Annotated in this window: 4 protein-coding genes; all 4 read right to left on the reverse strand. The window is 44.0% G+C overall.

Annotated elements, in window-relative coordinates:
* Nucleotides 1-22 precede the first annotated feature (22 nt).
* The 4 genes from RM049_RS21280 to RM049_RS21295 all read right to left on the reverse strand — a co-directional run bounded on the left by RM049_RS21280 (nucleotide 23) and on the right by RM049_RS21295 (nucleotide 18,193).
* Complete coding sequence (locus RM049_RS21280) at nucleotides 23-4,867, reverse strand: thioester reductase domain-containing protein (protein ID WP_322705578.1); 4,845 nt, start codon at nucleotides 4,865-4,867, stop codon at nucleotides 23-25.
* Nucleotides 4,864-15,759 (reverse strand): SDR family NAD(P)-dependent oxidoreductase, encoded by a 10,896-nt coding sequence (locus tag RM049_RS21285; RefSeq protein ID WP_322705579.1) that lies wholly within the window; start codon nucleotides 15,757-15,759, stop codon nucleotides 4,864-4,866. Before RM049_RS21285 ends, RM049_RS21280 begins: the two co-directional genes overlap by 4 nt.
* A 511-nt stretch (nucleotides 15,760-16,270) precedes the next feature.
* Nucleotides 16,271-16,702 (reverse strand): ATP-binding protein, encoded by a 432-nt coding sequence (locus RM049_RS21290; protein WP_322705580.1) that lies wholly within the window; start codon nucleotides 16,700-16,702, stop codon nucleotides 16,271-16,273.
* A 33-nt stretch (nucleotides 16,703-16,735) separates the two neighbouring features.
* Nucleotides 16,736-18,193, reverse strand: coding sequence for a GAF domain-containing SpoIIE family protein phosphatase (locus tag RM049_RS21295; protein ID WP_322686932.1), 1,458 nt, complete (start codon nucleotides 18,191-18,193; stop codon nucleotides 16,736-16,738).
* Nucleotides 18,194-18,527 lie beyond the last annotated feature (334 nt).

The following is an 18,527-nucleotide window of genomic DNA, read 5'->3' on the forward strand; positions in this document are numbered from 1 at the left end:
GCGTTGTTTTTTGCTGCTTAGTCTAAATTCCGCTGAAAAATCCACTTTTCTTGAAGTAGCCAAAGTAGATATTGAGTAATTCGGTGTTTATTGTTGGATAAATAATATTGGTGTCAGCAAGTCCAGTCAATGTATTTTGGCAATCAAATGCTGGTAACTGCACGTTCTTTAATAATTGTTCGTCTAACAATGGCAGAAAAGCATGTAAAGCATTTGGAATATTGTGTTTCGCATTGTGTAGCAATTTAGCATACCACTCATGGTAAGAAACTTGCTTTAGCGAATAACCCAAAGACCGAACTAAGTCACACCATTTACCCCAAGACAGACAATCAGGAGAAACAAGGTGAAATGCCTTGGCGAAGGAGTCAGGGTTTTGAGAGAGGTGGACGATCGCTCTGCTACCATAATCAACTGGGGTCAGATCGAGGGGGAATTCCAAATCCGGCACCATACCTAGTTCGATACAGCCTTTAGTCAGACTGCAAAAGAAGTCATCCACGTTGGCGATTCCCGTTTGGCTGTGTCCAGAAATTGCACCTGGTCTGTAGATACATACAGGAAGTCCGCGATCGCGTGCTTGCATAACTAGCTTTTCTGCCACCCATTTACTTTGTAAATAACCCCCTTGCAACCCTTGAAATTCTGCCAATTCATCGGATTCTGGAATGGAGTTAGCGTTTGCATAAGCAGGAGCCGAAAAAATGCCCAGCGTCGAAACAAAATGCACGGGTTTGACTTTCGTTTGAGCGCCTAGACGCAAAATCGCCTGAGTTCCCAAGACATTGGCTGCTTTGAGTTTGGCGTAGGGATAAAGAAAATTGACGACAGCACCATTGTGATAGATGACATCAATTTCCTCGCTAAGTTGATGGAATTGTGACTCGTTCAGACCTAAGTTGGGTAACGCCAAATCACCAATGACTGGAACGATCCGGGAGCGAAACTGTTCTTGCCAAAGTCCGTATGCTTGTAAATGGCTTTGGATACGTTGGATGCCCTGTTTTACATCCTGCGCTCGCACTAAGCAATAAATATTAGCTGTGGTCTGTTGCAGGAGTTCGTCTACTAAATACGCACCGAGAAAACCGGTTGCTCCAGTTAAGAAAATCGCCTGGGGTTGAGCGATAAACTTGAATGGTGTAGTTGGACGAATTGCCGGATCTAAGACAGCTTCTGCTGCCAAATCGATCGCTAAATTGGCAGCCATTCCTGTCTGAGCGATCGCTTCAATTACTTGAGCCACTCCCGCAATTGTTGGGACTTCTAATAATTGATGAATGGGTATAGTCACTTGCAAGGTTTCTCGCAACCGAGACAGCAGTTGCACTGCCAACAAAGAATTGCCTCCCAAATCGAAGAAGTTATCGTAGATGCTGAGTGGGGATCTGTGAAGTAAGTTTTGCCACAGGTCAGCTAAGTGTTTCTCGGTTTCGGTACGGGGTGCAACAAATGTCTGATGCTGTTGTTGGTATTGAACTTGAGACTCCTCCATGTGCTGAAGAATCTGCTTTGGTGTATGCCAATCTGAAGCAATTTTTTGGAATAAGGTGGTGTAATTGGCGGATTGTTGGGGTATCGCCCGATCGCTTGGGGTTAAATTCCCTTCAGATGCCGAATGTTTTGCTTCTTTGTCTAATCGTTCAGAAGCAATAGCGATCGCTCGACAATCATCTGCTGATAACTTATAACAATAGCTTTCTGCTAAAGGTTCCTTGGCAATGGCTGTCAACTGTTCGAGAAAATCGCCAATAGGCTGGTTTTTGGAACTGGGTTTGTAAATAATATCGATTTGCTTCAGTCCGCGTGCCAGGGCAATTTTACCCAGGAAGTTGAGCATTTGATATTCAACTCCTCTGCCCAACACTCGACAACTGAGTAATAAAGTATCTACCACCAGGGCTGATGCTGTGGCCTGTACCATCATCATGCCCACCAAACCATAATTACCAAAGCGGTCTTTTACATCCACAACATAGCAAGTATGAGTATCTAACAGGCAAAAGGTTTTGATTTCAGCCGACGTTCTGCGTAAGGTGGTGGTGTTAAATTGATTTGTTCGCTGCGTTAGTTGAGCAACACGATCTACCTGGGAGGGCTGCATTTCCATAATATCCACTTGCAGATTGAGGCTATTGAGGAAATCTCGCAACGTGAGAGATTCGTTTGCCGCTTGCTGACGTTGGCGATTTTGCTGGTAAACAATCGTTCGCTGTCGATCCTCTACAGTAATCTTGAGACGATCGAATGCCCAGATATGAGCCAGGAATTCAGGAATTTCAGTGGCATTTGTGGGCAATTGCAAAGTTAAAACTTCTGGACAGTGATAGCGGACTTGTGCGCATTCGATGGGATTGTCATCAATAAAGATGAAGCTATCTAAACTCAGCCCTAGTTCTTGAGACAGCAATTTCAAGTTTTCTGATTTAGTTTGCCAATTAATTTGCCAAGCCGCCAAATGGTGACGCTTTAGCAGCATATCGGAGCGTTGGTCTAATACAGCAAAGACATCTGCTTGATTATTTTTGCTGCACAAACATAGCAACATCCCGCGATCGCACTGCTGAATCATAAATTCTTGCAATGCTTGATAGGATGAATCTATGACAATGCCTTCAACTCCATCCTCACCACAAACACCTTGCCATAAGGTTTGATCGCAGTCTAAGACAATTACTTTATAAGGCGGTCTATGTAGGCAGTGAATTTTTCTCGCCAACATTGTTCCTAATGCTGTGAAGAATGCTGGCGTAAATGGAATATGTCCGATTTCATCGCTATAAGCATCATAGAAGTTAGTTACTGGGTAGCTTGTTGCTAACTCCTGATAGTTAATAATATGCAGTCCACTAATATCGGCAAGTTCTGTTAATAAGTTTGCTTCAATTTGTTGCAAAAAAGTTGCCATTTTTGCATCAGCAATTATTGAATTACTTGGCAACAAACAAAGCAAATGGGGAATTTTAGTTTGTTCGCAAGATTGACGTAACGCTATAACTAAATCTTGAGCATTGCGCTCAATGGCATTCTTTTGTTCGTTACTAGATAACTCTTGTAAATCCTGCGATCTAACCCAATCTTCTAACCGCACTAAAACAATATTAACTCCCGTTTCATTTTGCGATAACAGACTATTAGGAGTCAGCAGTTGTTGGAAAACTTGGTTATAGGGAGCAAAGGTAATTTCTGAGGGTAAATTGAGTTGCTGCATCCAGAATTTTAGAGAATCTGCAACCGAATCGGCGGTAAAAGTAGCTGCGATCGCCAACTTTTGTTTTTGATATCGGCTCCTAGCTAATCTGGCTTTTCTCTCCAGGTCTTTTGGTAGTTTCAATTCATTGAGGCGAATATCTTTTGATTCAACCCATTGTTCTAAAATTTGAAATAAAGCATTACCAAAAGCGTCGATTGTTTCACTTTCAAATATGTCGGTATTATATGCAATTCCTATTTGTAAATCCGCTCCGACTTCGTAAATATAAGTATACAAATCTAAATCAGTCGGCCCCCAAATTCCCTCATCAATCAATGAAAACGTCAGATTGGGTAAATTTGTCAAGTCGCTTGGTAGTTGGCTGTTGACATAGCTTAATCCGGTGCGGAATGTTTGAAAAAAGGGAGTATCTTGGGCAACCCGACTCGACCCCATGACTTCAACGACTTTACCAAAGGGGACATTCTGGTGAGCATAAGCAGATAACAACACCGATCGCACTCGGCTAAGTACTTCGGTAAAAGTGGGATTGCCAGACAAATCTGTACGCAGCAACAAAGGATAGCCAAAAAAACCAATCAGCGACTCGACTTGCGGATGAACTCGACCAGAGGCGGTAAAGCCAATTAAAATGTCTTCCTGCTGAGAACACAAATAAATCAAAGCCTTAAACGCTGCTACGAAAGTCATAAAGGAAGTAATTCCCATTTGTTCGTGACTTCGTTGTTTGATTGCAGCCCACAGAAGAGGATCGAGTTTAAAAAACTTTCGCCGACCCTGGAAATTCTGGAGTGGCGGTCGGGGATGGTCGATGGGTAATTTTAATTCAAATGATGCCCCCTCTAGTTGCTGTTTCCAGTAAGCTAGTTCGCTTTTGAGTGCATCATTGTTGAGCCACTGGCGCTGCCATACGGCAAAATCTCGATATTGGATCGCCGGTTCTAGCAGTGGAGAAGGCTGTCCCTTGTAAAAATGACTGTAGACTGTCGCCAGTTCTCGAATCCATAAACCCATTGAGATCATATCGCTGATAATGTGATGAATGACGAGCAAGAGAATATGCTCGCGTGCATTTAAGCGAATGAGTTTAATCCGCCATAAAGGAGCGATCGCCAAATCAAAGGGAGCTTCGGCTGCTTCATCGGCAATTTGCCAGAAAGTTTTTAATTGTTCGGTTGCATCTAAATGCTCGAGATTTAAAACAGATAATTTAAACGGTTCTGGTGCAGCAATATTTTGTACGGGATTACCTTCCCACACCCCAAATGTTGTACCAAAGACATCGTGGCGACGGAAAATTTCATTAAGACTTTTTTGGAGGCAGTTTAAATCTAAATCGCCATTCAGCCGCAAGGCTTGAGCAATATTATGAGCAGATTCTACAGCAGCTAACTGAGCCAAAATCCACAGGCGTTCCTGCTGGAAAGATACCGGCACATTTTGCGTTTGTGAAACCGGAACCAAAGGAATGGAAGCAGCACCGATTTTGTTCTGATGTAGTAACCGGATTAGCTCTACTTTATTGTTAGCTAAAGCATTTCGGAGATCGGGAGTGATAACTCCTTTAGGTGCTTGAATGCGGAGTTGTTCCCCATCAACTAATAATTTCACTCCCCGGTCTGAAAGCTCGGCTAAAAGGGCATTTAGGTTCATAGTATTATTTCTTCCACATCCTCAGTAATTTCCATCGCCGAATTTTCGTTGAGTCCCTGTAAAGCTAGCTGTTTTAATAACAAGTCTGCTAGTTGGTTGATGCTGGAACCTTCAACAAACTTTTCTAAAGAAAGGTCAATTCCCAGTTCTGTGATGATCCGATTGCGAATTTCGATCGCCATCAAAGAATCTAGTCCGGCTTTGCTCAGTGCTTGATTAGCATCGACTCGATCCACAGAACAACCCAACACTTTGGCAATCTTTTCTTTCAGGTAAATGGTTAAAATCTGCAAGCGATCGCCAAAGTCATGAGTTTGCAATTGCTGCTGAATTTCCATCGGCGGTGGTGATGTCGATTGAGTAACCGCCAGTTGAGAAAACTCTGCCAAATATGCCGGACAATTCCCCGGTGAGAATTGCTGCATAAATGTCAGCCAATTGAGCGGCATCACACCTACTTGAGCAACCTCCCAAAAAAAGCTCTGCTCTAAAGCCTGTAAACCTTGGGATGGCGATATCATTTCCATTCCCTGATGTTGGAGTTGCTTACCGAACTGACGCTCGGCTGCTGCACCAATTTCAGCCCAAGCTCCCCAGTTAATACTCAATCCCGGTAATCCCAATTGATGACGATAATGTGCTAGAGCGTCTAAAAATGCATTAGCAGCGCAGTGATTAGCTTGACCGGCAGAACCCAAAATAGAAGCAGCCGAAGAAAACAAGATGAAGAAATCGAGCGGTAAGGTTTGGGTTAATGCGTGCAGATTCCAAGCACCTTGTACTTTCGGTGCCATGACTTGATGAAAGCGCTCCCAAGTTTGCTGGAGTAAAACTCCGTCATTCAAAACTCCGGCTGCATGGATAATGCCGCGTAGAGGCGGGTGGCTGCGGCCAATTTCTGCCAATACCTCCGCCACTTGTGACTGCACAGACACGTCAGCTTGCATTACCATCACCGATACACCTTGTGCCTGAAGCTGCTGAATTTGGCGATCGCTCTGTTCGTTTGTCCCTTTGCGTCCCATGAGAACTAAGTGCTTTGCCCCACGTTCTACTAACCAATGGGCAATTAGCAGTCCCAGTCCCCCTAATCCACCAGTAATTAAGTAGGTACTATCTGAATGGATGGGGATATCTGCTCGATTATGAGAGTTACGGTAAGGAACCAGTCTTGCCACCTGACGCATCCCATTACGGAATGCAATTTGGTTCTCTCGATCTGGTGATGTCAACTCTGCAAATAGTAGTGCATCAAGGGGGTTTTGACTTAGCCGATAATTTTCTTGGAGGTCTAAATCTATCAAGCGAAGTTGTAATTCTGGGTGTTCTCTGACGATCGCCTTCCCCATTCCCCATAGGGGCGATTGAACTAATCCAGCTTTATCGGCAACTGCTCCTTTAGTTATTACCCATAACTGAGGTGGCGTTATACCCATCTTTTTAACTAGCGCTTGCACCAAGTACAGAGTACTGCCACAGCTAATACGGGTTGCTGCTTGCAAATCTTCGACGCTTAAGGTTGGTGCAGTTTCTCCACTCTCTAGGCTCCACAAATGTACTGCCCCTGAGAGACGCGATCGCTTGCTAAGTATGTGCGAAACCAACTGCTGAAAATTTTCCGGTTTCTGAGGATTAATCCTGAACTCGAACTCGCTCAACAGTTCGTATTCCTGTCCGGGAAAAACTAGAGTACAGGTATCTCCTCGTTCTTGAAACCGTCGAGCAAGTTTCTGACTGATACCTTGACTATCTGCTAAAATTAGCCAGTTTTGTGGTATGTGGCTCTCAGTTCCTTTTTGGGCAACGATCGCAGCCTGAGCCAGGGAACCGATGATTTTGTTTTTAGGTGCGATCGCCACCGCCGATGTAAATCCATTCGCTTGCAACACATCTTGCCACTCGGCACTACTTAAGAGCGGGTAATTCGGTCGCAACCAGCGATCGGCAAACAACCACCAACCTGGCGTCAAACCGAAGCTCAGATCCAGCCAACAATGGCGATCGGTGACTTCTAACATCACCAGAATTCCGCCTGGTGCTAATAAGCTGTGGACGTGGGCCAATGTTTGCTGTAAATCTGGTGTCGCGTGCAGGACATTGGCTGCCAGAATCACATCATATTGTTGCCCTTCCAAGCCTTGAGTCGCTGGATCTCGGCTGATATCTAAAGATTGATAGCGGACAAATGGGTAATCCCGAAACTTCTCCCGTGCTTTGGCTGCAAACAGCGGTGAAATGTCTGTGAAGGTGTATTCAGCTTGATAATTATTCAATTGCGGCAGAATGTAAGCGGTTGTGCTGCCAGTTCCCGCTCCAATTTCTAGCAAGCGGATCTTGCTTTTCTGTGGTACTCGCAGCAGTGCTGCGGAAACTGCCTTTTGCACCAATGTATTCATCACTCTAGCAGCTGGGGCATCTTGATACAGTTGCGTCAGCAGGGTGAAATCACCATCGGGAAATAGTAATTGTAGTGGGTCAAGTTTTCCCTGAAGTACCTTTGGTAAGCTGGCACCACAGCGTTCTACTAGGGCGATTTCAGTATCTCCGGTAGGGAATCGGGCTAACAATCGCTCTGGTTGCGGCGTTTGGCGATCGAGGGCGCTAATTACTTCCCAGTGATGTCTGCCGTTGACACAATCAAGAGGTCTGAGCCACCCTGCTTCAGTCAAAATATCCAGAAACCGATGTAGCAGTTGGTGATACTGGCTAATCACCCCCAACTGTTCTGCTATTTCTGTAAAGGAAAACTGCAATCCAAGTTGAAAGTCCCATCCTAGTTGTTGCAAGGCACTGATTACATAAGACACACTGAGGGCTTCGAGTTGGGGTAAAAATTCCTCGTTTGATGAGGTTGTTGTTAAAAGTTCGGCCAATTGAGGAATCAGGTTTTGGCTGATGTCCTTGGGATTGAGCAGGTAATCCGGTGAGAGCGATCGCCCCATTCGGGCTTGAGGTCGCCACTCGATTTGATACAACCAATCTGGCGGAACTTGAGGAGAAACTGTTAATGTTGCCGCAGCGACCCTTTGAAGTTGCAGACCTTCAACAACCGCTATAATCTCACCATCATCTGCAACTAATTGTAAATCGCTAATGAGTGTTTTGTTACTGTTCTGGCTAGGATGTACTTTGGCGATGCTCCATAGTCGGTTGCTGGGGCGATCGCAAACTTGCAATCGCTTGATGGCGATCGGCACATAAGCCTCTTTGCTACCATCTTGTGGGAATTTAGCTTGCAAAACCTGAAAACAAGCATCCAAGAATGCTGGATGAAACTGATAGGTATCTGTTTCTAAAACGCATCTTTGGGGTAACTCAATTTCCCCTGTTACTACTTCTGAATTCAACCACAACTGTTTAACTCCCCGAAAACTAGCACCATAATCAACTCCCCGTTGAAGAAACTGTTGGTAATGTTTGGTTTGGTTATGGGAAGCTACTTGATTGGGGAGCCAGTGCGTTGCAGAGAGTTCCAGCGATGGTTTGAGATTGGATGCGGTGACATTTCCAGAAACGTGCAGCATCCAAGATGGTGAATCTTCTTCATCTAATTCACAACTAAAAATTTCAAAGGAATATCCTTGTTGTTCTGTTGGCTGAAGAATTAGCTGGAGCGTTTTTTCATTTTCTGATAGAACTAATGCCCGTTTATATAGGACATTTTCTAAAATTAAATTTTTGGATTTCAAAACCTTAGCTGCTGCCCCTAAAACCATCTCTAGATAGGCTGTTCCTGGCACGATTACTTTGCCGTAAACGCGATGATCAGCTAAAAAAGCGGGGAAATTAGAACTGATTTGCGTCTGGAAACGAATCTCTTTCGAGTCTGCCAAGTGCAATCTAGAACCGAGTAGAGGATGAGAAGATTTGAGATTTGCAGAGGAGATTTGAAAATTTTTGTGGCTACTGTCTTTGTTTGGTTCAACCCAAAAACGCGATCGCTCAAAGGGATAATTCGGCAATACCACGCGCCGATGCTCAGATCCCCGATGAAACTCCGACCAACTTACCGATATTCCCTGCTCATACAACGCCGCTAAACTGCCCAACATCTGCTGCCAATCTGATTCTTGCGATTTGAGACTTGCCAGCCACAGATGTCCCGATTCTGGGATACACTGACGACCCATGCTTACTAAAATTGGGTGCGGCCCCACTTCCAAACAAGCCAAATTTCCTAACGCTGACAGGCTGACAATACTGTTAGCAAATTGCACTGGCTGCAACACATGCTGCACCCAATATTCAGGCGTGCTAATCTCCACTCCTGCCAATTGCCCTGTGATATTGGAAATAAAACGAATATTCGGGTTTGGTGTACGGTAGCTCACTTGCTGGGCAATCTGCCCAAACTCTGCCACCATTGGTTGCATCAACGGCGAATGAAAAGCATGGGAAACTTTCAGTGACTTTGTTTGCACTCCTGTTGCTTCTAAGATAGCCACAGCCGATGCGATTGCCCCAGCCGCACCAGAGATCGTGATTTGCCTTGGTGCGTTGATTGCAGCAATCGTTACCTCCGGCAATGAATCAATTACCGCAGATACTTGTGCCAAATCAGTAAATACCGCTACCATTGCCCCTGTCTGCGGTAGTGCTTGCATCAAGTTACCCCGTGCAGCAATGAGTTTCAATCCATCTTCCAGACTGAATACACCTGCAACAGTTGCGGCAACATATTCGCCCACACTATGACCCATAACAGCACTAGGCTTGATACCCCAAGATTGCCATAGCTGGGACAATGCATATTCCAAAGCGAATAAGACAGGTTGGGTATAGCCCGTCTCATCCAGAAGATGAAGCGCTAAGTTTTTTTCCCTTTCCCCTTTCCCCCTTTCCCTTTCCCCTAATGGATACAGCACTTCTAACAATGGTTGCTCTAATAGTGAGTCCAGGATTTGGGCACAGCGTTCGAGGGCTTGCCGAAAAACAGGTTGGGTTTCGTAAAGTTCTCGTCCCATACCGATATACTGCGAACCTTGTCCAGTGAATAGGAAAGCTACCCCTGAAGCCTGAAAGCGAGTGCGCGAATTTTCGGCAATAAATGTTGTGAGTTGATTTCTCAATTGTGCGGGTGAATCGGCAACCAAAGCCAGCCGATAATCAAAATGCGATCGCCCCACATTACTCGTATAGCAAATATCCCTCAAACATACTTCTGAATGAGACTCCAAAAACCCCACATACCGCCCAGCTAATTCCCGTAACGCTGTCTCAGTTTTTGCCGAAAGCGTCAATAGGGATTTTGGATTGTCATCAGCATCATCCAATCTAAAATCTAAAATCGGCAATCTAAAATCGGAGGGCGCTTCCTCTAGAACAACATGAACATTCGTACCGCCAACACCCAAAGAAGTTACGCCAGCCCGCCGAGGCGTTTGGTCTGTTTGCCAGTCTGATAGAGTTGTATTTACATAAAATGGACTGTTAGCAAAATCAATCTTGGGATTGGGATGTTTAAAATTTAGGCTAGGCGGTAGCAATCGGTGCTTGAGTGCCAAAACTGTTTTAATCAATCCTGCTATGCCTGAAGCTGTATCTAAATGTCCGATGTTAGTCTTTACAGAACCAATGGCACAAAATTGTTGCTTCTGTGTTTTGCTACGAAATGCCTGGGTTAATGCTGCAATTTCAATCGGATCGCCGAGAGTCGTTCCGGTTCCGTGGGTTTCGATGTAAGTAATAGTTTCTGGATTGATATCTGCGATCGCTTGCGCTTGGGCAATCATTGCTGCCTGTCTCTGAACGCTGGGAGCCGTATAGCTAATTTTTTGAGAGCCATCGTTATTAATCGCAGAACCCTTAATCACGGCGTAAATATTATCTCCATCGGCGATCGCATCTGCCAATCGTTTCAACATCACAATGCCAACGCCATTGCCGCCAACGGTTCCTTGTGAGTTAGCGTCAAATGCTCGGCAGTGACCATCGGGTGAAAGAATCATCCCTGGCTGATACTGATAACCAGATTTTTGCGGTACGGCGATCGCAGCAGCACCAGCCAGAGCCATATCGCATTCTCCCTGAATCAAACTCCGACACGCTTGATGGACGGCAACTAAGGAAGTCGAGCAAGCGGTTTGCACGTTGACGCTGGGCCCTTGCAAGTTGAATTTGTATGAAACCCGCGTGGGCAGAAAATCTGTACCATTGGCGATCGCTAGTTGCGAGTCGTCAACGTGTTCTAGGCGATCGCGATTTGGGTAAAGATTGTGATTCCAGTAAGTTCGACCTGCATAAAGATTCATCCCCATGCCTGCATAAACCCCGATTAACCCTGTATAAGTTGCAGGGTCGTAACCAGCATTTTCGAGTGTTTCCCAAGCACACTCTAAAAACAGCCGATGCTGTGGGTCGAGGATTTGAGCTTCTTTGGGCGAGATATCGAAAAACGCGGCATCAAATAAATCAATGTCAGATAAGATACCACTAGCTTTCACGTAATTGGCATCATTCAAGGATGACGGATCGATTCCGGCTAACTCCAGTTCTTCATCGCTGAAGAATGAAATCGATTCCACGCCATTACAGCAATTTTGCCAGAATTCATCGAGTGTTTTGGCTCCTGGAAAACGCCCAGACATACCGATGATGGCAATTTCTAATTGCTGGGTATCTTTCATCTTACCCAAACGATGGGATGGCGATAATTGCGATCGCTCCGGCAATGGCATTTGAGCTTGATTCAGAAACTCTGCTAGCGTCTGAATCGTTGGATATTGGAACAAGTCAATCAGTGACAGATGTTGCCCAAATTGTTTTTGTAACCGATCGTGAACCCGAACCAAGGTGAGCGAACTACCACCTAATTCAAAAAAGTTGCGATCGATACTCACTGAAGAAATGCCGAGTACGTCTTGCCATATTTGAGCTATCTGGCGTTGAATGTCAGTTTGCGGCAAAACGACTTGCCAAGGTTGGTTGTGCTTTTGATTGCTGCCAATAATTTTGGCAATGTCTATCGTACCCGTTTGTGTTAAGGGCATTTTTGCAAGCCGTACAATTTCACAATGGCTCGGAGTCCCAAAGCGATCGCTAACTCTCATTTGCTCCCAACCATCCAACCCTGCACCATCCACAGTGGTAATATAAGCGGTTAATTTCTCGACGTTATCGGCTTCTGTCTTCAGATATCGACGAATATGGGGATTACTGCCATTTAAACCGACAATCAACTGCGGTTGATGACGCGATAAACCTGCTAGTAAGGAACGCCAACCCTGTTCTTGAGTAATACTCTGATACCCCAAGCGATGAGCTGCTTCCCGGCTGTGCATGGGGTTTCCTTCGCTCATACCAACATCATCCCACTGGCTCCAGTTAAAGCAGTAAGTATCAGGATGGTAATGGTATTGCTGATACTGACAACAACCATCTAAAAAACTGTTGGCAGCAGCATAGGCACTAAAGGTTGCTCCGCCAAACACACTATTTACAGAAGAAAAGCCGATGAAAAGGGCATCTGGTCGATTCTGAATCAGTTGAAAAAGCGTCCAAGTGCCCTGAACTTTCGGGCGTAGCATGGTACGAAAGCTTTCTAATGTAGCCACAGCTATCCAGTGATTTTCCATCACCGTCCAGTGGTGTTTGAGATCGCCTTCACCTGCGAGATGAATAATTCCTGCCAGAGGTTGATTCCATCTCAGCTCTGCCTCTGTGACAGCCTGTTGCAAGCAAGTTAAATCGCAGATATCAACAGATTTGTATAATAAATCACTACTTATCGCCAAGAGAGATTGATAATTTTTCAATCGCTTGGCGATCGCTGTATTCCCGTCGAGATGCTGCAACCATTCTGTTTCTGGTGGCAAATTTGTTCTGCCAACAATCAGCAATCGCATACCAAATTGCTTAAGTAAATATTGGCAAACGGAAGCCCCAATTCCACCCAACCCGCCTGTTACCAGATAAATCTGCCCTGCTTTAATTGGTATTTCCTGGGTTGGACTAGCAAGCATATCAACTTTGGCAAGTGATGAGACTAGCCGTTGACCTTGACGATAAGCAATTTCACTATCACCTTTAGTAATATTTAATTCTTTGAAAACATAGTTAGCATTTGTTTCCAGTGACCCAACTTCCAAGTCAAGGTGGCGACAGTGCAACCAAGATAGTTCTAAAGGAATTGTTTTCAGCAATCCGATAAGTGTAGATTTTTCATAAGCGATCGCATCATCGCTGCTAGTTAACTGGACGTTGTTAGAAATGACTTGTAACTGAATATCTATATCTAGTAGTTGGTGTTTTTCCTTGGCATTTGCTAAGGCTTGCACTAAAAATAGAATGCTATATAACCCTAAGTATTGGGCGCGTTCTAGTTCCTCTAGGCTAGAAACTTGACCCCTAGACTCGTTGTATGTCCATAAATGCAAAATCTGAGTGGGAATATCCGATGCCAGAGACTCTAGCAACCGCCGATAGTGATCGGGATTTTCGGGATTGATAATAAAGCGATCGCCTTGCTCAGATTTGATAAAATCCGTACCTGCTTCAACGCAGATATAAGATTGGTTATGGCGTTCGAGTTCTGTACACAGGTAATTTCCTAAACCTAAATCATCGAGAAACACGAGGAATTTCTGAGTCGGAAGTTTAACTGGCTGCCGATGCTTGTGATTTAACTGCTTAACACACCAAATTCGGCGATAAAACCAGTCAGGTATTGTGTTGGCATTGCCACTGAGGATATCAAACTGACGAAGGATAAATTTAAATTCACCTGATTCAAAGCGTTTAACTAATTGCGATCGCTGGATCTTGCCAATGGGCGTTTTTGGAATCGCAGCTTTTTCAACTGGAATTATATAGCTGGGATTGATCCTACAACGTTGGACAACTTTTTGGCGAATGGTTTGCATCAACGTTGCAATTTCGATTTCATCCGCGTCACCTGTATGGAAGAAAATAGCCAGTTGTTCTGTAGTTTCTCCATCACGCACAGCCACTGCGGCAGTGTAGGAAACAACTACACCTGCAATTTCTTCAACAACTGCTTCGATTTCATGACTATAGTAATTCAGTCCGTTGACGATAATAACGTCTTTCTCTCTGCCTGTAATTGTTAAACGTCCTTGTCGTAAGAAAGCTAAATCTCCCGTCTTCAACCAGCCATCTTCTGTAAAAACCTCTGAATTCAGTTCTGGTTGACCAAAATAACCTGATGTTACTGTCAATCCTTTTACTTGCAGCCTTCCGATGGCTTCTTCTTCAACGAGCTGGTCTTGAGCATCAACTATCCGCAGAGAAAATCCGGGAATCGGCGCTCCAACTTCTACGAATGCATCTTCATCTGTAGTTGATTCTCTAGAAAAGTTGTGAGAGTAAGTCACTCCCGAACAAGTTTCAGCCATTCCCCAAACGGGATGTATTGCCGTAGTCGGGAGTCCGTGCGCTGTCAGCAATTCGAGAAATCTTCTTGCAGTTTTGCCGACAATGGCTTCTGCTCCGTTCAAGATGTATCGCACTGATGATAAATCCCAATGCCCCTGAGAAAGTTCTGCTTCGGCTGCATTGATTAACCCATAGGCAAAATTCGGTGCAAAGGTTACACTCACGCGATAATCAGACATCCAATCAAGCCATTTCAGGGGTTGTTGCAACACCCAATCGGTGACGGCATGAATTTGCTGACAACTTATATAGACATCCCGAATATGAAAATACACTAATCCGGCAACGTGATCGAGTGGCATCCAGTTTAAGGAAACATCTTTTTGGGTAAACCCATTCATCTGAACACTCGCAGCCGATCGACAGATGAGACTGCGATGGCTTTGCATAACTGCTTTCGGCGTACCTGTACTGCCAGAAGTTAGAAACAGCACTGCCAAATCATCCGCCGCCGGAACATACCAGTTAGGATCGGGATGGTAAGATTGCAACTCATTGAGGGTAGCGATCGCCAAATTGTCAAGTGGCAAATCTATCAGGGAACCTCTCAGTTCAGCTGCTAATCGATCGCTAGTCAGTATTAAGCTTGGTTCTAGTCTTTCCCAGATTTGAGCTAATTTATTGACGAAACCATCAGAGCGATCGTAACTCTGAGGAACGGATAAAGGAATTGGGATAAATCCGCCCAAAATACAGCCCCAGAAGGCAGGAATGAAGTCTTGAGGCCGGTCAAATTGAAAAATTATTCGATTTTGAGGTACGAGTCCTAATTTTCTTAAACCCGCCAAAATCCGTTGAGCTGCGTCTAATAAATCTTCGTAGGATTGGTTTTGGCAAGTATCATCGGGTTGGATGTAAGTAATTCCTTTTGAAGTTTGTAACGCTGCCCTTTGGAGTAGTTCGGCTAAGTTAGTGGTTGCGTCTGTTTCCAGTTGTAAAGGTTCGCCATGACTAATTGCTTTGGCTTTTGGCTGGGAAATCTGAGATTTTGAAGGCTCAATTTGTTGATTTACGCCAGAATCCTCTAATTGAAAATTGAGCTTTGTTGCTTGAGTATCCGCTAGTAAATCCCAAACGTGTAATGGTGGCAGTTGTTTTGTCTGGTCTTGTACCATAACTGCGACTTGGTTAATCGAGGGAAGCGATCGCAAAGACGATTCCCATCGATCGATCAAATCTATGTCAATCACGGCTAAATCAGTTAGACGGCGATCGTCAATCAGTCCCTCACTGGTGAGCGGCAATCTGGATAACCAAACGTAGGATTGAGGCAGGATAGTGTTTGGCAAATGAACCTGCAAATATGCATTTAGCTGTGCCAACGAACATTTTCCTGATGCAACTACGTAGGCTACTAACCACATATCTGCGGTTTCTGTTTCTCGGATTAATACCCGACACTCTTCAATTTCTGGATGGTTCAGGAGCGCAGTTTCCAGTGCTGCTTGGTCTGCTAAGTTTGCCTGAAAATCATTGAGGGTATTAATTTTCTCCAACATCTATAAGCTCCAAACTAACTTAGACACGTTTGCTGTTGCGGGATGTCTTTACTTCTACAAGCAACCCTATTAGTTGGTGGTTTGATATAACAGGCAATAGCTAATAGGCAACAGGCTTAAAAGTTTTTGGTGTCGGGGTTTGACGATCGGTTGATGTCCTAACCTACCAAGGCAACTGCTATATATGCTTTTTTTGGCCGTTTTTGACATATTTGCTGTTTAAGGTCGCTACCTTGTGAATATTGAGAATACATGAAATTTTTTTGTAGTTACTAACTTCGTGACCATTTGTAACAAGTAACCTGAAAAGAGAATCTGGAAAAATTGGACTTAAAGGTTTGTAAATATTTGCTAGCAAGTTTTAGGAAAATTTTTGTCCAAAAATCATTCAGTTTTAAGTGCAACGGTGTCGAAAAACAAAACTATGTAAATAAAAATCAATTAACTTGTAAATCTTGTTGTATCTAGTTAAATTCATTGTTTTTTTTAATTTAAATTCCTGCGAATTGACTTAACTGATTCCCAATCCGTCGTCACGATTTACAATTAAAATATTACAATTTTGGTTTCCGTCTTGTTGGTAAATAAACCGATCTACGCTCTTCAGAGCTAGATAAACTCCCAAACCGCCAATCTGTCGTTGCTGTAGCGACTTGTTCAAATCATTTGGAGTTAACTTCTGGGTAGGATTGAAGGGAACACCAGTATCTTTAATCGTAATGCTCAAGGAGCGATCGTCAAAATCGGCTTTTAAAATCAATATGCCTTGGCGATTTGCTGCCTGATAGCCGTAATTAATGATGTTTGTAGCGATTTCATCAACCGCCAAACGCAGTTTATAGGAGGTTTTTTTATTCAAACCTGCTACCATTGCTGCTGCCATCACATATTCTGCGATCGCCTTTAAAGAGTCCAGTGTTCCAGGCACAGTTAAAGGTTCCATATTTTACAGGGGGGTAAGTGAAAGGATGAAACTTTAGTCTGATGCCTTTCTCTGCACAATCAGCATTGTGATGTCATCATACTGAGGTGCGTTGCTAATGTGAGCGAACAAATCAGTTGTAATGCGCTCTAGCAGGGGAGATGGCAAAAGTGCAGATCGATCTAAGAGCGATCGCAGTCGCTTTTCAGTAAAAAACTTACCGCTGGGACTACGTGCCTCAGTTACTCCATCGGTATAGCCAATTAAGATATCGCCTGGTTCCAACTGTACTTGTTGAATTTTAAATTTCATATTAGGCATCATCCCTACTGCTGGCCCGGTTGAGTTGAGACTGGCTTTGATACCAGTCTCACCAACAACAAACAGAGTTTCGTGTCCACCATTGATGTAGGTGAGAATGCCAGTTGCTGGATCTAGCACGCCAAAAAACAGCGTAGCAAACATACTCATCTGGGCGTGCTGCTGGGCGATGTAATTATTCGTGAGCGCTACTGCTTTCAGGGGGTTAATTTGGTATAAATTGGTTGCCATCTCTGACTCCAGCAAAATCGATAATTCCGCCTCATTAGCAATAATAGAGAGTCCGCCCAAACTAATTTGTCCCGAAAAAATACGGATTAAGCTCCGAAACAAAGCCATAAATAAGGCAGCGCCTACACCTTTGTCGGCGACATCAGCAATAACTAGTCCTAAGTAGTCGCCAGGTAGCATGAAAACGTCGTAGAAGTCCCCAGCAACTTGACGCGCAGGAGAGAAAAACGTGGCAATCTCTAAATTAGGTAGCTGTGGGATTTCGTTGGGTAGAAAATCTCTCTGGATTTGTCGCCCTTTTTCTAATTCGTAGTTGAGTGCTTTGGAATAGGTTTCAATTTTCCCATAGAGCTGGGCATTTTCTAAAACTATAGCGATTTGGTCAGCAGTGAGCTGCATCAGATGGGCAATTTCTGGGCTAAAGTGCCCAGGTTCTGGGTGTAGTAAGGTAAGAATACCTAACACCTCTTCATTCCTGAGAATGGGAACAGCTAATGCTGAACGTACAGTGTAAGGCTGATTGGGCAACTGCAACCAACGATCGTCGGTTTCAGTGTCTACGATCAATCCTATCTGGCGCTGTCTGTATACCCAACCAGCAAGCCCCTGTGCTAAAACGCAACCAATCAGGCGATCGCGCTCCGCTAGTGCTGTCTCCCTTTGCGTGAGGATACTATCAGTGACAGCACCCTGGCGATCGAGTAAAAATAGACTGCCTTTTTGGGCACCAGTAAGCTGACTACAAACATCTAACGTGTCTTGTAAAGTAGCTTTCAACATCTCTTCTTCGGGTGAAGCGCGGATGATTGTTGCTACTGAATGCTCCAGCAGCTTTTTTTGAGCTTGGAAAGCAGCTTTTTCTGTTTTTAATTCAGCTACCTCTCGCCGCAGGGCCTTCAGTTCCTCAATTAGCTGTTGATTCTCTGCTATGCCATTCTCTTCATAAGATCGTTGGATCATAAATAAACCTGTCGCTTTATTATAAAAGTTAAATTCAGGATGGCAATCGCTTCACTAAATTGAATGCATCTGCTAATTTAAATAGAAATTCCACAATTCTCCTGCGATAACTATTAAATTATTTTGATATAAAAGTCATCCCTTAAATAGTTGAGAATTTATAAAATTTATGCATGAAGAGTGAAATCTTGGTATTCTAAACAATACCAAGATTTTCTCGGAGAACACTAAGATTTTTTGGAGAACACCAAAATTTGTCAAACTGATGGCTTCATCAGTCTGATAAATTTTTAATACCTTGATTAGACCTCTTGCATAAATCAAAAATAAGAAA

The organism is Nostoc sp. DedQUE04, assembly GCF_034530995.1.
GTDB lineage: Bacteria > Cyanobacteriota > Cyanobacteriia > Cyanobacteriales > Nostocaceae > Nostoc.

Coding starts and splice junctions, on each gene's coding strand:
- RM049_RS21290 (WP_322705580.1), bottom strand. CDS start 16,702: ATGGAACCTTTAACTGTGCCTGGAACACTGGACTCTTTAAAGGCGATC.
- RM049_RS21285 (WP_322705579.1), bottom strand. CDS start 15,759: ATGTTGGAGAAAATTAATACCCTCAATGATTTTCAGGCAAACTTAGCA.
- RM049_RS21280 (WP_322705578.1), bottom strand. CDS start 4,867: ATGAACCTAAATGCCCTTTTAGCCGAGCTTTCAGACCGGGGAGTGAAA.
- RM049_RS21295 (WP_322686932.1), bottom strand. CDS start 18,193: ATGATCCAACGATCTTATGAAGAGAATGGCATAGCAGAGAATCAACAG.